Below are 15,937 nucleotides of genomic sequence, written 5' to 3'. Positions count from 1 at the left end.
CCCCGATTCAAGCCTCGTATTCTTCGCCGCATGGTCGCCGGAGGAGAGGGTTCGCCATGACCGATGCCACTGCCGCCACGCCAGCCTCGCCTCTCACCGCCGTGCCGATCTGGGCCCTTGCGTACTTCAACGGCGGCAGCGAGACCATAAACGTCACCCCGGTGGCGGTCGGCGGCACCCTCGGCACCGGCACCGCCACCCTGGATGATCGCGGCGACACCGCAACCGTCACCATCGAGGCGACGACCGAAGACGGGATCGAGATATCGGCCACCATGGAGTGCCACTCGATCAAGGACTACTAGCCTCCAGGGCCGCCAACGCTCCCAGCGCGGTTTCGACCGGGTCGCGACCGGGCGGCACCGGGATGCGCACCTGATTCGACGCGGCGACCGGCCGGAAGCCCGCCACGGTCAACGCCCGCACGACGGTGGCTCGGTCGTAGCGCGGCCACTTGAGCGTGACCCGCCCCGGCTCGGCGTGCACCTCGGGCACGCCCGCCTTTTCGGCGGCCATGCGCACCGCGACCGCGCGGAAGAGCCCCTCCACCGGCTCCGGGGCGGGGCCGAATCGGTCGCGCAGCTCGGCCCGCAGAGCGACGACATCGGCCTCGTCGTGGATCGCGGCAAAGCGGCGATAGGCCTCCAGCTTGGCGCCGGCATCGGCAATGAAGTCGTCGGGCAGGTATGCCGATCCGGGCAGGTCGAGCCGGATCGCGGCCGTCTCGGGGGCGACCACCCGGCCACGCCCGGCCTCGACCGCCTCGGCCAGCATGCGGGTGTACAGCTCGAAGCCGACCGCAGCCATGAAGCCGTGCTGCTCGGGGCCCAGGATGTTGCCGGCCCCACGAATCTCGAGGTCTGACAGCGCGATCTGGTAACCGGCACCCAGGTCCGACGCCGAGAAGATGGCATGCAGCCGCTTGCGCGCCACGGCAGACAGCGGCTGACCTCGGCGGTGGAGCAGGTAGGCGTAGGCGCGTCGGTCAGAGCGGCCGACCCGGCCGCGCAGCTGGTAGAGCTGCGCCAGCCCCAGCGTATCGGCGCGGGCGATGACGATCGTGTTCGCGTTCGGGATGTCGAGCCCCGACTCGATGATGGTGGTGCACACCAGCACGTCGAAGCGGCCGGCGTCGTAGTCGAGCATCACCCTCTCGAGCATCCCCTCCGCCATCTGTCCATGGCCGATGGCCACCTTGGCCCGCGGCACCAGGCGACGAACCCGCTCGGCGGCCGCCTCGATCGTCTCGACCCGGTTGTGGACGTAGAAGACCTGCCCGCCGCGGTCCAGCTCGCGGTTGATGGCGTCACGCACCAGGCCGTCGTCGTCCTCCGCGATGCGGGTCAGGATCGGCAGCCGCGCTTCCGGCGGCGTCTCGATCACCGACAGGTCGCGGATCCCGACCAGGGAGAGGTGCAGCGTGCGGGGGATCGGCGTGGCCGACAGGGTCAGGACGTCGACCTCGCGGCGCATCGACTTGATTCGCTCCTTGTGGCCGACCCCGAAGCGCTGCTCCTCGTCGACCACCAGCAGGCCCAGGTCGGCGAAGGCGATGTCCTTCGACAGGATCCGATGCGTCCCGATCAGGATGTCGACCTCTCCCCCGGCCGTGGCATCCACGATCCGGGCCTGCTCGGCCTTGCCGACGAATCGGCTCAGCATCCCGACCCGCACCGGGAATGGCGCCAGCCGGCGCCGGAAGGTGCCCAGGTGCTGCTGTGCCAACACCGTGGTGGGCACCAGCACCGCGACCTGCTTGCCGTCCTGAACGGCCTTGAACGCAGCACGCAGGGCCACCTCGGTCTTGCCGTAGCCGACGTCGCCGCACACGAGCCGATCCATCGGCCGGCGGCGCAGCATGTCGGCCTTGACCTCCTGGATGGTCCGTTCCTGGTCCTTCGTCTCGGTATAGGGGAACGCCTCCTCCAGCTCACGCTGCCAGGTCGTGTCCGGGGAAAAGCTGAACCCCGGTGCCGACGCGCGCGCCGCGTAGATCGCCAGCAGGTCCTCGGCCAGCTCGGCGACCGCGCGCCGCACCCGCCCCTTGGTGCGCTCCCAATCGGTCCCGCCCAGGCGGGAGAGGGTCGGCGCGGGGCCGCCGCTGTAGCGCGTGATGCGCCCGATCTGGTCGGCGGGCAGGAAGATCTTGTCGTCGCCGGCGAAGTCGAGCTGGAGGTACTCCTTGGTCGCGCCGCCGTACTCGCGCTGCGTCATGCCCGCGTATCGGGCGATGCCGTGATCGATGTGGACCACCGCGTCGCCGACCGCCAGCTTCCCGATCAGGTCGCGCGTCATCGAACGCTTCGAGGGCGTCAGGCGTCGGACGCGGGTTGCGCCGAACAGCTCACGGTCGGTGAGCAGCTGCAACCCCGAAGGCGCGTGGGTGAAACCGCCCGAGAGCGAGCCATGGACGAGGCCGATGCCTCCGGCCGGGGGAGCCTCATGCAGCTCGGCCACCGGCGCCACTGCCCGTCCCTCCTCCTCGAGCAGCTCGCCGACACGGCTGGCCTGGTCGGTCGTCACCACCAATCGCCTTCCCGCCCCAAGCTCGGCCAGCCAAGAGCCGATGCGGTCGGCGCGTCCCGGCAGCGACGGGGCGGTGGCGTACCCGGCATCGGTACCGCCTTCGTCGAGCACCTCGACGGCGCGTGACTCGAGGACGGCCAGGGCGGCCGCAGCCTCGTACGGCAGGGGCCAGGCGTCGGGGAGCTCGCCCGAGGCGATCAGCCCCGCGCGTCGCTCAGTGGCCTGCACATCCAGGTCGGCAGCGATCGCGCGCAGCTCAGCCGGGTCAGTCAGCACGACGTGTGCGCTCGCGGGGATGTGCTCGGTCGCCGGGCCAGCGGTGAGGAGGGCTGCCCACGTCTCCGCCGCCTCGGCCAGGTCGCCCTGCTCGAGTCGCGCCAGGTCAGCCTGCAGAGCCTCCGAGGGAAGGTCCGGCGCGTGCTCGGCCAGGGCCTGCCAGCCACCGCCCGGGAGGAATTCGCTGGCCGGCAGGAGCACGGCGCGCTCGACGCGGCGCCGGCTGCCCTGAGTCATCGGGTCGAACGCACGAATGGATTCGACCTGGTCGCCGAAGAGCTCGAACCTCAGGGGATCGACGGTCCCAGGCGGCCATAGGTCGATGATCCCGCCGCGGTTGGCGAATTCCCCCACGCCGCTGACCTCGACCGCCGCCTCGTAGCCGCCGGCGACGAGGGCCTTCAGCAGCACTCGCTGCTCGATCCGCTCACCGACCCGCAGCGAAACCCGCGCGGCGGCCAGCTGGGCAGGGGAGAGGGTTCGCTGCACCAGCGCCAGCAGCGGAGCCACCACGACCAGGTGATGATGGCGGCCGGCCAGCAGGTCAAGGACCTCCAGCCGTTCGCCCGACTCATCGTGCTCGGGCAGGGCTCGCTCCAGCGGCAGGGCGGCGCGCTCCGAGAGGACGCGAACCATTCCCGCCGGCAGCCAGGCGGCGAGGTCATCGGTGAGGCGGTGTGCCTCCTCGTCGTTCCGCACCACCGCCACCAGCGGCGCCAGCTCCGCCACGCCACCCCGTCGAGCGGCCAGGTGCGCGGCGCGGGCCGCGGCCGGGACCCGCAGCGGGCTGGAGGTCGCGGCCGGCAAGTGCGCCGCCAGCTCGGCGGACAGGACGGCGATGCGCCGGTCGGCTCCGCTTCGGGTCGGGGAGGTCACTCCGGCGCTTCGCCCAGGTCGAGGCCGTTGAACTCGGTCATCGCCGCGTCGATCCCGTCGCGCAGCCAGCGCTCGGCGGCATCGGCTCCGGTGGCGACCGCCTCGCTGGCGAGGGTCCTCTCCCCCGGCTTGAAGGTCGCCAGCACGTGGTCGACCAGCTCACCGCCCCGGCCGATCCCGATCCGCAGCCGGTTGAACTCGTCGCTCCCCAGGGTGTCGATGATGTCGCGCAGGCCATTATGCCCGCCCGCCGAGCCCGATCGCCGCAGTCGCACCTTTCCCAGCGGCAGGTCGGCATCGTCGGCGATCACCAGCAGGTCGCTGGCGGGATCTGCATCGGTCTGTCGCATGGCGGCCTTGAGGGCGGAGCCCGACAGGTTCATGAAGCGCTGCGGCTTCACCAGCAGCACCTTCCCGATCGGTTCGTGCAGGGTGGCCTCGAGCACCGCCGCGCCATCGCGGACGCGGCCGGCGCCGGTCAGCCCCCAGCGATCGGCGAGCAGGTCCACCACCCGAAAGCCGACGTTGTGGCGCGTGAGCAGGTAGCGCTCGCCCGGGTTGCCCAGGCCGCAGATGACCTTCATGCGCGGCCGATGGTGGCACAATCCGCCGGAATGTCGCGCTCCCCCGACGTCGCCATCATCGGCGGCGGGATCATCGGCTGCTCAGCGGCCGCCATCCTCGCCGAGCGTGACGCGACGGTCGTGCTATACGAGGCCACCGCCATTGGCGCGGGGGCATCGGGTCGCAACCTCGGCGCCATCCAGCATCCCTTCGACGCCATCCTGGCCCCGCTGTACCAAGCCAGCCTGGAGCAATACCGCCAGCTCGCGCTCGCCGACGACGGGTTTGCGCTACCGGGTCGACCGGCGGGGGTCCTCATGCTCAACCGCGATGCCGAAGCCTCGCTCCGCCAGGTGCAGCTCCTGACCGACGTCGTCCCCGACCTCGCCGTGGAATTCGTGGACGCCGATGCAGTGGCAGCCGCCGAGCCATCCCTGGTGCCCGGTTTCGCCGCCTGTCGCCTTGACACCGGCTATCCGATTCCTCCCGCCTCGGCCACCGCCGCCTTCAGCCGGCTGGCCACGCAGCGCGGTGCGCAGCTGCGCGTTGGGGCCGCAGCCGAGCCGTGGATCGAAGCCGGGACGGTGAGGGGCGTCACGCTCTCGGACGGGACGCGGCATGCGGCGGGAGCCGTCCTGATCGCGGCCGGCCCGTGGTCACCGCCCCTGGTCGATCCTGCCGGCACCTGGCGGCCGATCAGCCGCACATGGGGCGTGACCGTGCAGCTCGACCTCGGAACGGCGGCGCCGCGTCACGTCATCGAGCAGGACGCGGTGGACGCCGTCAACCGCCCGCTGGTGGCGGCGGCACGAGCCGCGGAGGGTGAGCCTGCGGCCGACCCCCATTCCCTCTTCACGGTTGCGAGCGCGGCGGGTGTCTCGACCCTGGGCTCCATCTTCCTGCCGGACGAGCCCGACCCAGGGCGCGTTGGGCGGCTGCTGATAGAGCGCGGAACGCGCTACCTGCCGGCGATCGGCAGCGCTCCGGTGCGCCAGGTGCGCGTCTGCGCGCGGCCGCAGTCGGTCGACAGCCGCCCGTTCATCGGTCCGGTCGCGGGCATCGCGGGCCTCTTCGTGTGTGCCGGCCACGGCCCATGGGGCATCTCGACCGGCCCGGGCTCTGCCACGCTGGTGGTCGACGCGATCCTCAGCGGAGCCTCGGTACCCGCCGAGCTCGCGGCAGACCGATGGATCTAGGCGCCGGCGGAGACCGTGTTGGCTGGCTGGTCGAAGAGCGAGCCGGGCTGCCAGCCCACGTCGGCGTGTCGCTTGTGCAGCCGTGCCAGGACCCGCCGCTCGATGGCCCGCATCGCCTCTTCGTCCTCGATCTCCACGTGGTCGTGGCCAACCAGGTGGAGCGTGCCATGCACCGACAACAGAGCGATCTCCTGTGCCGGGCTCCAGCCGCCGTCGACCGCCTGGCGAACCGCCTGGTCGACGTCGATCACCACGTCGCCCAGCAGGAGGGGTCCGGGCGGAGTGCCGGCATCCTCATCGGCCAGGTGCGAATGCCCCATGTCGATCGACCATTGGTGGAGCGGAAAGGCGAGAACGTCGGTCGGTCCGCGCTCGCCCATGTGGTCGAAGTTGAGGTGCGTCATCTCCTCGTCGCCGCACAGCGTCAGCTCGATCTCGACGTCCTGGGAGCCCGTCGCCGCTTCGGCGGTCTCGCCCAGCGCCGACTCAAGCAGCGCGTGAAATGCGTCGGGGGCCTGGGGCTCCATCGCCGCGGTCAGCCGATCCTGGCTGATCCGATGGTGAAAGGTGACGACGCAGCCCATGGCGCCATCCTAGGCGCAGCCGGGTCGGGGCTCAAGCCTCGCGTTCTTGCTCAAGCGGCACGACGTTGTCGGGGTACTGGATGCGGGTGTGGTACATGCCCAGCAGCTGCTGGACAAAGGCTTCCTTGATCTGCGACAGGTTGCGCAGGGTCAGCTCCGCCTCATCGAGCTGCCCATCCTCGACCCGTGCATCGACGATGCGATTGACCATGTCACGGATCGAGACCTCGTCCTTCTCCTCGAGCGACCGGACCGATGCCTCGACGCCATCGGCCAGCATCAGGATCGCTGCCTCGCGGCTCTGCGGCTTCGGCCCCGGGTAGCGATAGCGGTCGCGCGCGGCGACCTCCTCGTCGCCGCCCAGCTCGCGCAGCGCCTTGCCGTAGAAGTAGCTCATCACGCTCGTGCCGTGGTGCTGCGGGATGAAGCCGATGATCTGCACCGGCAGCCCGAACTCGTATCCCAGGTCGATCCCGTCGCGCACGTGGCCGGCGATGATGCGGGCGCTCGACTCGGGCGTCAGGTCGTCGTGGATGTTGTGCGCACCGGCCTGGTTCTCGATGAAGGCAAGCGGGTTCTTCATCTTGCCGATGTCGTGGTAGTAGGCCGCCACGCGGGCAAGGAGCGGGTCCGCGCCGATCGTCTCGGCCGCCCGCTCGGCGAGGTTGCCGACCATGACGCTGTGGTGATAGGTCCCCGGGGTCTCCATCAGCAGCCTGCGCAGCAGGCGCGACGACGGGTTCGCCAGCTCGAGCAGCTGGAAGACGGTCATGATCCCGAACAGGTTGCCGAGCACGGCGAACGAGCCGACCGCCAGGAAGACGGCCAGCGCGGCGTTCACCGTCCCGGCAGCCAGCCCCTGCAGGATCGCCGCGACGTCGCGCTGCTCCATCAGGTTGAAGGCGGTGAGCACCACCACGTTGACGAGGCCGATGGCGACTCCCGCCCGCACGAACACGTTCAGCCGCTCGGCTCGGACGATCGTGATCACGGCTGCCAGCCCACCGGCGAGGGTGTACGCCGCCGGGCCAAAGGCATCCTGGTTCATGACCCCCGCCAGGGTTGCCAGGGCCAGCGCCATGGCAGCGCCGGCGGCGCCGTCGAGCAGGATGGCAGTCAGCAGGACCGTCGCCGCGGTGGGCACCACGTAGGCCCACAGGGTCCGATCCGCAGCGATGCGCAACGCCACCGCCGTTCCCAGCAGCGCAAGCACGAAGAGCAGCAGCGAGCGGTTGCGGAACCAGATGGTCGGCTCGAAGCGCCACAGGAAGGCGACCAGCAGCGAGGCGAGCAGGATGGCCACCAGGGCATGGCCGGCGAGCGTGGCGGCTTCCAGGCTGGGCCGGGTCAGGCCCAGCTGCTCGAGCTTCTCGACGTCGAGCGCCGTGATGGGGTCGCCCTCGCGCACCACGATCTCGCCCTGGCGCACCTCCACGACCACATCCACGACCCTGGCGCGGGCGGCGGCGCGGGCGGCGGCCGTCTTCGAGGCAGACAGCTGGGTGTTGGGTGCCACCTGGGCGGCGGCCAGGTCGCCGGCCAGCTCACGCTGCGGCTGGGGCAGGTCGTTGGTGATGTTGGTCCGTACCTGCTGCCGAGCCTCGGCCAGCCGATCGTCGCGCACCTCCGCCGAGAGCGTCGCCTCCAGCACCCCCCGCCCTGCATCCGCCATGAGCATCCAGTTGTTCACCGGCAGCGACGCCAGCAGCGAGACCTGGTCGTCGGCAAGGGCGGGGACTGCCGACGAGAGTTGCTGGTGCAGCTCGTCCTCGGTGATCGTGCCGGCGTCGCGCTGGAGGAGGACGTTGCGGACCGCGCGCGTGATCTTGTCGTACGCGACGAGCTGGCGGTCGCGGATGTCGGCAGGGGGTCCGATCTGTTCGTAGACCGGCGCGACGGCGTTGGCGGCTGCCGTGCGGGCCGCCTCGGTCTGCGAGTCGCTGACGAAGCTGCGCGTCAACGGAGCGGTGATATCGGCCTGGGCGACGTCGCCAACCGACAGGTTCAGCCGGCCGCTGCCAACGTTGACGCTCAGGACGGCGAAGATGGCCACGGCCAGGAAGCCGCCGACGATCGCCGTGCGGGCCCAAGCCCCTCGTCCCGAGGACGACTCAGTGCTCGCCAGCGTGCGTGGGATGAACATCGCTCAGCTCCCCAGCAGGCGCCGCACGAGGTCAGAGACGGCCTTCCCGTCGGCACGTCCCTTGGTCTGCGGCACGACCTTGCCCATCACCCGGCCGAGGTCGGCCGGCGACGAGGCGCCGGTCTCCGCGATCGCTGCGCGGACCGCCGTCTCGAGCTCCTCGGCGGAGAGCGGCTCGGGCAGGAACTCGGCCAGGATCTCGGCCTCGGCCTCCTCGTTGGCGGCCATCGCCTCGCGACCGCCGGCCCGGAACGCCTCGATGCTCTCGCGGCGCTGCTTGACCTGCTTGCCGAGGATCTCGACGTAGTCCTCGTCGGATATCGATCGGCCGAGCTCGATCTCGCGGTTGTGGGCGGCAGACATTGCCATGCGCAGCGTCTGGGTGCGGCGCTCGTCACGGGCGCGCATCGAGTCGCGCATGGCGGTCTCGATCCGGTCCTGCAGGGTCATCGGCTGATGGGGGTGGGCGTCATCCGTCTGGTGATCCGGTTGACCGTCGCCCGCGCGAATTGAGGGAGCGTCTGGCGGCTATTCGCGGGTTACCTTGCGCTTCTTGGCTTCCTTGCGCTTCCGCTTCACGCTGGGCTTCTCGTAGTGCTCGCGGCGTCGCGCCTCGGCCAGGATCCCCGATTGCTGGATCTTCTTGTTGAAGCGGCGCAACGCGCTCTCGAACGACTCGTTCTCGCCCACGCGGACCTCTGCCAAACGTCTCGCCTCCTCTCAGCCTATGGACTCGCGCGATCCTGCGCGAAAGCCTGGGGAGTCTATCAGCGAGCGTGGAGAGGGTCAATCAATCGCTGGGCACCTTGCTCGACGTTGCGAATGAAGTCGAGGATGCCTTCAAATAGGTGACCTGGTCGTCGTACATCGCCATGTGGCTGCCATCGGGGCAAAAGAGATACGTTCCGCGTTGGACCTTGCCCGCCATCATTTCCATGAACTCGGGATCCATCGTGTCGTAGCGGGCGCCGATCACCAGCGTCGGAACCGAGATGTTCGGAAGATCGGCTGTGCGATCCCAGGTGACCAGGGTGCCGCTCGCCCCGAGCTCGCTCGGGCCCTGCATCGGCACATAGATGGCCGGGTTGATGGCGGCGAAGCTGCGGTTGACGGGATCCGGCCACGCCTCGGGTGGCATGCGCAGGATGTGGTCCACGTAGTAGTGCGACATCAGCAGCTCCATGTACCGCGGATCGTCGAACGCATTCGCAGCCTCGAGGCGCTTGATCTGCGCGAGCGCCTCCTGGTCCATCGCCGGCATGAGCACGCGTTCGGCGTAGGCGTTGTACGCCGCGCCGCTGCTCATCATGTTGGAGATCACGAGCCCCTTGAGGTGCTGCTGGTGCTCGAGGGCGTACTCGATCGCCAGCATGCCGCCCCAGGATTGGCCGAGCAGGTAGAAATTGTCGCGGTCGAGCGCGAGTGCCTGGCGCACCTGCTCGACCTCGTCGACGAACCGGGGGATCGTCCAGAGATCCGGGTCGTCGGGTTGGTCGCTGTAGGCCGAGCCGAGTTGGTCGTAGTAGTAGTACTCGATCCCGGCCGCGGGAAAGTACGAGTCGAAGGCCGCCAGGTACTCGTGCGTAGCCCCGGGTCCCCCGTGCAGGAGCAGGACCTTCACCGTCGGGTTGTTGCCGACCCGCCTGGTCCACACTCGGAAGTCGCCCTTCGGCGTGGTGATCGGGATCAGCTTCACGCCACCCGAGAGGACGTCGTCCCTGCCAGAGTTGTCGAGGTAGGGGTCCGGTCCCTGCATTTGGTCGATCAGGGTTCGAAGCGCCAGCGAGTCGCTCCGAACGGTTCGGCAGTGGCCACTCCGTACGCCGTGTGCGGCGTCATGACATACAGGTCCCATGGCGGCGGCCCGGCGCTCGGGGCGCTGTACTCGGCGGTGAAGGCGCCGTCCTTCACGGTCGCCGGCCAGCCCCCTTCCCGGGCACGCTCGGCGACCCGTTCAAGCGTCGCCTCATCGGTCACCTTGCCAGCGGTCCCTTCGACCACCAGGTCGAGGTCACCGAGTGCGACAGCGATCGCGCACCTTGGGTTCGTGGCCAGGTTCCGGCTTTTCCGCGTTCTCGCGCCGCTCGTGAAGTAGAACCTGTCATCGGCCCACCAGGCACCCACTCCGGTGGCGTGCGGCTGCCCATCGGGGCCGCTGGTGGTCAGCCACCAGGTCTGCGGGGCATCCGCCGTGTCGCTCGCGGCCGCCGCCACGAGCTGGTCGAGGGCGCGCGACCACGGAATCGGGTCATGGCCATAGATGTCGAGGTTCATCTGCCGCATTACTCCACCGTGACCGTCATGTTCATCGTCGGGTGCAGGGTGCACGTGACCTGGTACGTCCCCGCATCCGTGAACGTGTAGCTGTCCGACGCCCCGACCGCCAGCTGGAGGTCGAAGCGCGCGTTGGGTGCCGCGACCCCGTTCGACCCCTCGGTGGCCGTGTGGGCGACGGTGTCGTTGTTCGTCCAGGTGACACTGGAACCCGCTGCGACCGTCAGGTCGGGGCCGAAGTCCAAGGCGGCGATCGTCGACGTTGTCGTCGCACCACTGGCAGCGGCACTGGGCTCCGCCTGGGCCGATGCACTGGCCACTGCACTCCCCTCGGCGCTCGGAGACGCGCCCGGCGCGAGGCTTCCCGAGGCAACCGCCGACGGGCTGGGCTGCTCAGCCTCGTACTGGCCGCTCCAGACGGCGTAGGCGAGCGTCACAGCCAGGACACCCACCACCGCCGAGCCGAACAGGATGATCCTCGCCATCAGTCGCCTTTCCTCGTCCTAGCCGCGGTCACCGCCGGAGCCTACACCCCCGATTCCCTCCTTATCGGCACTAAGGCGACGTCTGCCGACGAGGAGCGCCACGGCCGTTCCACCGATCAGGTAGCCACTCCCCTGCACGACGAGAAGCAGGATGACCGGCAGGAATTCACCCAGGATGCCGGCTGCGACCGCACCGAAAAGCGCACCAACGCCGGCCACTGCGCCGATCGCTCCGACGACGCGTCCACGATGGCTGTCCTCGGTCTCGGACTGTTGCAGCGTGGTGGTCGCCGCACCCAGGCCGGCACCCGGGACGCCCACGATCACCAGCATCACGAGCGCCGGCCCGATGTACGGATAGACCACCGGATAGGTGAAGAGCACCAGGTCGATGGCGCCGAACGCCAGGGCGCTGCCGATCAGCAGAGGCAGCGGTCGCAACCTCGCGCCAAGGCGCGCGATCACCAGCGCGCCCGCCAGCCCGCCGATGGCCTGCGTCGAGAGGACCCAGCCGTATCCCGTGGCGTCGGAATGCAGCGCGTCCGTGGTCCACACCACGAACAGTGTGATGGTCAGGCCTTCCCCGATGCCCACGATGGTGGCAAAGACCAGCAGGGCGCGCAGCACCGGCTGGTGCCATACCACACGCAGGCCAACCCGCCACTCGTACACCAGCCGCCGCCAGGCGGAGAGTGCCGCGTGCTCGACCGAGTCGGTGGGGCGCGGCGCCATCGGCCGAGCGCGAATCAATGCGAGCATGCCCGCCGATACCACGAAGGAGGCCGAGTCGATGACCGCGACCGCTCCCAGCCCGCCGGTGGCCACGATCACGCCGCCGACCGCCGGCCCGATCAGCCGCGCCAGGTGCTGTCCCACGCCGGTGAGCGCATTGGCAGTCAGCAGCTCCTCCTTTCCACCGCTCAACACCGACGGGACAAGGGCCACCCGGGCTGGGTTGAAGAGCTGGGAGACGCTGCTCTCCGCCACCAGCACGGCGTAAATGACCCACAGGCCGAGCTGGCCGACCAGCAGAAGCGGAAGGATGATCAGCGCCTGGAGGAGGTTGACCACGATCATCAGGCGCCGGCGATCCCATCGGTCCACGTAGACCCCGGCCACCGATCCGAGCAGGATGCTCGGAACAAGAAATGCCAGCGTCATCCCGGCGGTGGCCAGCGTCGAGTTGGTCCGGCGATAGATCTCGTACGGCAGGCCAACGAAGAGCACGAAGTCGCCGAGCGTGGAGATCAGGCCAGCGAACCACAGCAGCCCGTAGTCCCGCTGGCGAAGGACCCGGAGCATCAGCCGATCAACGGAACGGCTTCACAACCAAGGAACTACGACCTGTGATCCAGGCGGCGGCGTACAGCAGCCCCACCAGCACCGCCAGCGCCTGGTAGCCAGTTACCAGCGCGGCATACTCGACCACCCCGCCGACCATGGCGCCGAGCAGGTTGGCACCGAACGCGGCGGTCGAGTCCTCGGTAGCGGCGAAGCGCTGCGCGAAGACGAGGTTGGCGAGGAAGATCGGGCTGAAATAGACACCGATGCTGGCGATGAACCGCCAGGCCGGGTCGAGCCCCAGGAGCGCGCTCGGCTCAACAAACCAGCTGATGGCGACCGCCACAAACAGCAACGGAAAGAGGATGGCCGGGCTCGGCAGCCGGAACCGTCGGGCGAACATCACCGCGGCCAGCACGCTCAGCAGGATGCCTCCGAAGACGAGCGCGTTCACCACCCAGGTGGTGCCAAACAGGAGCGCGAACTGGACCACGCTCTTAGTCTCCAGGAGCAGGAACGCGGCACCCATGAAGAACAGGTCAAGGTGCGGGGCCATGGCCCGCATCGGTCCACCTGCAATGCGCACCCCTGCGGCAGAGACGACCAGGATGAGACCGATGCTGACCAGGTAGAAGATCGGGATCTCGCGGTGCTGGAGGTACAGGAACGGGTAGTCGTCTGTGGCCGGCGCCACGACCTCGGTGGTCGGTGACCAGCTCGCCTCGCACTCGACCGATGCCTCCTCGAGTCCCACGGTCAGCGCCGCCAGGCGCCCAACCGTCCCGACGTTGTCGAGGCACGGGGCGTGCCCGTACACGGCCCGCAGCGTCCCCGCCAGGCGGTCGATCAGCCACGCCTCGCGGTAGTAGTTGTACATGGCGAAGACACCGCCCGGCGCCAGGTGGGTACGGGCCTCGGTCAGCGCCTCGCGGGTGAACAGGTAGCTTTCCAGGCGAAGCGAGGACTGGCCCGAGACGAGGGTCAGCGAGTCCGGCAGCGCGAACAGGATCAGGTCGTACTCCGCGTCGCTGCGCTCAAGAAAGGCGCGCCCGTCATCGATGATCACCCGGACCCGTGGGTCGTCGTACGGGTGGTCGGGATGGCGTTCAGCCCCGATCTGGGCGAGGCGAGGATCGATCTCCACGCATCGACGCTCGTCGCCCCCAGCGACAGGGCAACCGCCACGTCGCTGCCGGTGCCGGCACCCACGACCAGGACTCGACCCGGATCGGTCCGTGCCAGGCGCTCGAACGGCACGAAGTAGATCGGCTCCTCCGCCCGGCGCTTCGCCACCGAGGAGATGGTCTGGTGCGGGATCCCGTTGACGCTCACCGCGAACTCGCCCGGCTCGCTCAGCGGGACGGTCACGACCCGGTAGTACGGCGACCATGACGTGTTCTGGGTAACCGAATCGCGCGCCAGCAGGCCGACCAGCAGCAGCGCCCCAGCGACCGTCATCCAGCGCCTCCAGGTGGGCAGCGCCAGCACCATGAGGACGGCGGCCAGTAGGCCCCAGGCCACGGGAGGTGCGCCCGTAAACGACAGCAGCGTGAAGCCGATGATCCCCAGCAGGCTGCCGCCGATGTCGAGGCCATACGCCTCCAGCGGCTGGAACCGCGCGAAGGTGCGCGCGACAGCCTCGCCGATGAGGGCCATCACCGCCGCAACCGCCACGAAGATGATCGGCAGCACCACCGGCAGCGGCAGGCCGTGCGCCTCGAAGCCGCCGAAATAGATGGCTCGGCCGCCGCCGCGATCGATCTCGATGCGCAGCACGAGAACGACGCCGATGATGAAGGCCAGGGCCAACGGGGCGTAGGGGGAGAGGTCGACCCGCGACTTGGCACGCAGGAACCCGATGCCGATCCCCAGGAAGCTGCCGAGCAGCACGAAGTTGCTGAAGTACGACAGGTAGATGACGCGCGAGCCGGACCAGCGGATCAGGGCCAGCTCGACGAAGAGCATCAGGGCACTGAGCAGGACCAGCTGGAGTCGAGGGCGGGACGCAACCGAAGCCGATGCTCGAAACATCAGCCGGGCGGCCAGGTCATGGAGCGGCCGCCGAGCAGGTGAAAGTGGAGGTGGAACACGCTCTGCCCGGATTCGGCGCCCACGTTGGTCAGGATCCGGTAGCCGCTCAGTCCCGCCTTCCCGGCCACGTGTCGGAGCGCGCTGAAGAGGGCAGCAAGCAGGTCTCCATCGGCATCGGTCAGGTCTGCGGCTGACGCGATGTGGCGGCGCGGGATGGCCACGACATGCGTCGGCGCCTTCGGGTTGATGTCGCGGAACACGATCACCGCCTCGTCCTCGAAGACCCGGTCCGCCGGGATCTCGCCCGCCGCGATCCGGCAGAAGAGGCATTCGGCCTGGTAGGTGGGGTCGCGATCGGCCATGCGCGGAGCCTAGGCGAAGTCGCCGGTCCGCGACAAGATCGCCGCCGCAACGGCGACGGCCACCGTCTCCGAGCGCAGGATGCGCGGCCCCAAGCCAGCAATCTCCAATCCCGCCCGCTCTGCGGCTGCGACCTCGTCAGGGCTGAACCCTCCCTCCGGACCGATGAAAACGCTCGGCGGCGCCTCCACCTCGGTGAGCCGCGTGCCCTCGTGCCGCTCGAACAGCAGGACCGAACCGGGCGCAGCGGTCTTCAGCGCTTCCGCAAACGGAATCGGCGCGTCGACCGGCGGCACGATTCCCCGCTCCGACTGCTCGGCTGCCTCGCGGACGACGGCTTGCAGCCGCTCCAGCCGTCGCGGGCTCAGCTCGCGCGCGATACAGCGCTCGCTCACGAACAGTCCGAACCGCGCGATCCCGATCTCCGTCCCATGCCGAACGACCGGCTCGAGGTGGTCGCCCTTCAGAAGTGCTTGCCAGACGGTGAGCTCGTGCTTCGGCTCGCCCCCAGCCACGCCTCGCGCAAGAACGACGCAGTCGCCCCCCTCGAGTCGACATCGCACCTCCCCACCCAGACCATCGAGCAGCGTGATCTCGTCGCCATCGCGCAGCCGCAGAACGCGCGATAGCTGGTGGGCAATGCTCGAAGGGATCGGAAACCGTTCCCCCACGATCGCCGCCGGCTCCACGAAGAATCGGGACACGCGTTGATTCACAGGCTCGGCGGCGGAGGCTCGACCTCTCCAAACTCGGCACGGCCGGTCGGCTGATAGACGTGGATTGCCGTGCCGGAGCCGGTCGTACGTGAGTCGACGAGACGAAGACCGGTAGCGACTCCGAGGTCGGGGAACAGACGCCGGCCCGCTCCGACGATGACCGGGAAGACAAGCAGGCGCCACTCGTCGACGAGGTCGTTCTCGAGCAACGTGCGGGCGAGGGTACCGCTGCCGTGAACCTGAAGCTCGCGGCCCGGCATCGCCTTGAGCCTCGCCACCTCGCCGGGGACGTCGCCCTTGATGATGGTCGAATCATGCCATTCTGCGGAGCGGAGCCTCGTCGAGACGACGTACTTGGGCAGGGTGTTGAGTGGGTTCGCAATCGGATCCTCCGGGTCGGTCACCTTCGGCCAGTACGCCGCGAAGATCTCGTAGGTTCGCCGCCCCAGCAGAAAGGCGTCCGCCTTGTCGAAGACCTCGATCATGAACTGGCCGGTCGCCTCGTCGAAGTGCGGCACCAGCCATCCGCCGCGGTCGAACCCGTCGCTGCGATCCTCATCCGGGCCACCCGGACCCTGCATGACACCGTCGACCGAGAGAAACGTCGTGATCGTGAGTTGCATTC

Annotated in this window: 16 protein-coding genes and 1 pseudogene; 2 read left to right on the top strand and 15 right to left on the bottom strand. The window is 69.3% G+C overall.

Annotation, left to right across the window (positions count from 1 at the left end):
• The first annotated feature begins 56 nt into the window (after window positions 1-56).
• Window positions 57-305 carry a hypothetical protein gene (locus tag WEB29_03535; GenBank protein ID MEX2136020.1) on the top strand — a complete coding sequence of 83 codons (249 nt, stop codon included), beginning with the start codon at window positions 57-59 and terminating at the stop codon, window positions 303-305.
• Here WEB29_03535 and mfd read toward each other — a convergent pair.
• Window positions 292-3,678, bottom strand: coding sequence for a transcription-repair coupling factor (mfd, locus tag WEB29_03530; protein ID MEX2136019.1), 3,387 nt, complete (start codon window positions 3,676-3,678; stop codon window positions 292-294). The two genes, WEB29_03535 and mfd, sit on opposite strands and share 14 nt — an antisense overlap.
• On the bottom strand, window positions 3,675-4,262 hold the full coding sequence (gene pth, locus WEB29_03525; GenBank protein ID MEX2136018.1) for an aminoacyl-tRNA hydrolase: 588 nt from the start codon (window positions 4,260-4,262) through the stop codon (window positions 3,675-3,677). Before pth ends, mfd begins: the two co-directional genes overlap by 4 nt.
• Window positions 4,263-4,292: 30 nt before the next feature.
• Here pth and WEB29_03520 point away from each other — a divergent pair, with 30 nt between their 5' ends.
• Window positions 4,293-5,438, top strand: coding sequence for an FAD-binding oxidoreductase (locus tag WEB29_03520; GenBank protein MEX2136017.1), 1,146 nt, complete (start codon window positions 4,293-4,295; stop codon window positions 5,436-5,438).
• On the opposite strand, the gene ybeY is transcribed toward WEB29_03520, so the two are convergent.
• From ybeY to WEB29_03455, 13 genes and pseudogenes are all read right to left on the bottom strand, one after another.
• Window positions 5,435-6,022: an rRNA maturation RNase YbeY gene (ybeY, locus tag WEB29_03515; GenBank protein ID MEX2136016.1), complete on the bottom strand. Its 588-nt coding sequence runs from the start codon at window positions 6,020-6,022 to the stop codon at window positions 5,435-5,437. The genes WEB29_03520 and ybeY overlap by 4 nt on opposite strands.
• 31 nt (window positions 6,023-6,053) lie before the next feature.
• On the bottom strand, window positions 6,054-8,165 hold the full coding sequence (locus WEB29_03510; GenBank protein ID MEX2136015.1) for an HDIG domain-containing metalloprotein: 2,112 nt from the start codon (window positions 8,163-8,165) through the stop codon (window positions 6,054-6,056).
• A gap of 3 nt (window positions 8,166-8,168) precedes the next feature.
• Window positions 8,169-8,615: a GatB/YqeY domain-containing protein gene (locus WEB29_03505; protein ID MEX2136014.1), complete on the bottom strand. Its 447-nt coding sequence runs from the start codon at window positions 8,613-8,615 to the stop codon at window positions 8,169-8,171.
• Window positions 8,616-8,693: 78 nt separating this feature from the next.
• The gene (gene rpsU, locus WEB29_03500; GenBank protein MEX2136013.1) at window positions 8,694-8,870 is read right to left on the bottom strand and encodes a 30S ribosomal protein S21; all 177 of its coding nucleotides are present in this window, start codon (window positions 8,868-8,870) and stop codon (window positions 8,694-8,696) included.
• 62 nt (window positions 8,871-8,932) lie between these two features.
• Window positions 8,933-9,921 (bottom strand): annotated as a pseudogene (locus WEB29_03495) (proline iminopeptidase-family hydrolase).
• 8 nt (window positions 9,922-9,929) lie between these two features.
• Window positions 9,930-10,439, bottom strand: coding sequence for a pyridoxamine 5'-phosphate oxidase family protein (locus WEB29_03490; GenBank protein ID MEX2136012.1), 510 nt, complete (start codon window positions 10,437-10,439; stop codon window positions 9,930-9,932).
• Between the two features lie 8 nt (window positions 10,440-10,447).
• Window positions 10,448-10,924 (bottom strand): plastocyanin/azurin family copper-binding protein, encoded by a 477-nt coding sequence (locus tag WEB29_03485; GenBank protein MEX2136011.1) that lies wholly within the window; start codon window positions 10,922-10,924, stop codon window positions 10,448-10,450.
• Between the two features lie 18 nt (window positions 10,925-10,942).
• Window positions 10,943-12,226 carry an MFS transporter gene (locus WEB29_03480; GenBank protein MEX2136010.1) on the bottom strand — a complete coding sequence of 428 codons (1,284 nt, stop codon included), beginning with the start codon at window positions 12,224-12,226 and terminating at the stop codon, window positions 10,943-10,945.
• Between the two features lie 7 nt (window positions 12,227-12,233).
• Window positions 12,234-13,349, bottom strand: coding sequence for a hypothetical protein (locus WEB29_03475; GenBank protein MEX2136009.1), 1,116 nt, complete (start codon window positions 13,347-13,349; stop codon window positions 12,234-12,236).
• Window positions 13,268-14,236: a hypothetical protein gene (locus WEB29_03470; GenBank protein MEX2136008.1), complete on the bottom strand. Its 969-nt coding sequence runs from the start codon at window positions 14,234-14,236 to the stop codon at window positions 13,268-13,270. Before WEB29_03470 ends, WEB29_03475 begins: the two co-directional genes overlap by 82 nt.
• Window positions 14,236-14,598, bottom strand: coding sequence for a histidine triad nucleotide-binding protein (locus WEB29_03465; protein MEX2136007.1), 363 nt, complete (start codon window positions 14,596-14,598; stop codon window positions 14,236-14,238). Before WEB29_03465 ends, WEB29_03470 begins: the two co-directional genes overlap by 1 nt.
• A gap of 9 nt (window positions 14,599-14,607) precedes the next feature.
• Window positions 14,608-15,300: an RsmE family RNA methyltransferase gene (locus WEB29_03460; protein ID MEX2136006.1), complete on the bottom strand. Its 693-nt coding sequence runs from the start codon at window positions 15,298-15,300 to the stop codon at window positions 14,608-14,610.
• Between the two features lie 8 nt (window positions 15,301-15,308).
• Entirely contained in the window at window positions 15,309-15,935 is a 627-nt protein-coding gene (locus WEB29_03455) for a dihydrofolate reductase family protein (GenBank protein MEX2136005.1), read from the bottom strand.
• Window positions 15,936-15,937: the final 2 nt, after the last annotated feature.

Source organism: Chloroflexota bacterium (assembly GCA_040902225.1).
GTDB lineage: Bacteria > Chloroflexota > Limnocylindria > QHBO01 > QHBO01 > CF-167.
Note: the sequence above shows the minus strand (reverse complement) of the source record. Positions and strands in the feature narration are given on the sequence as shown.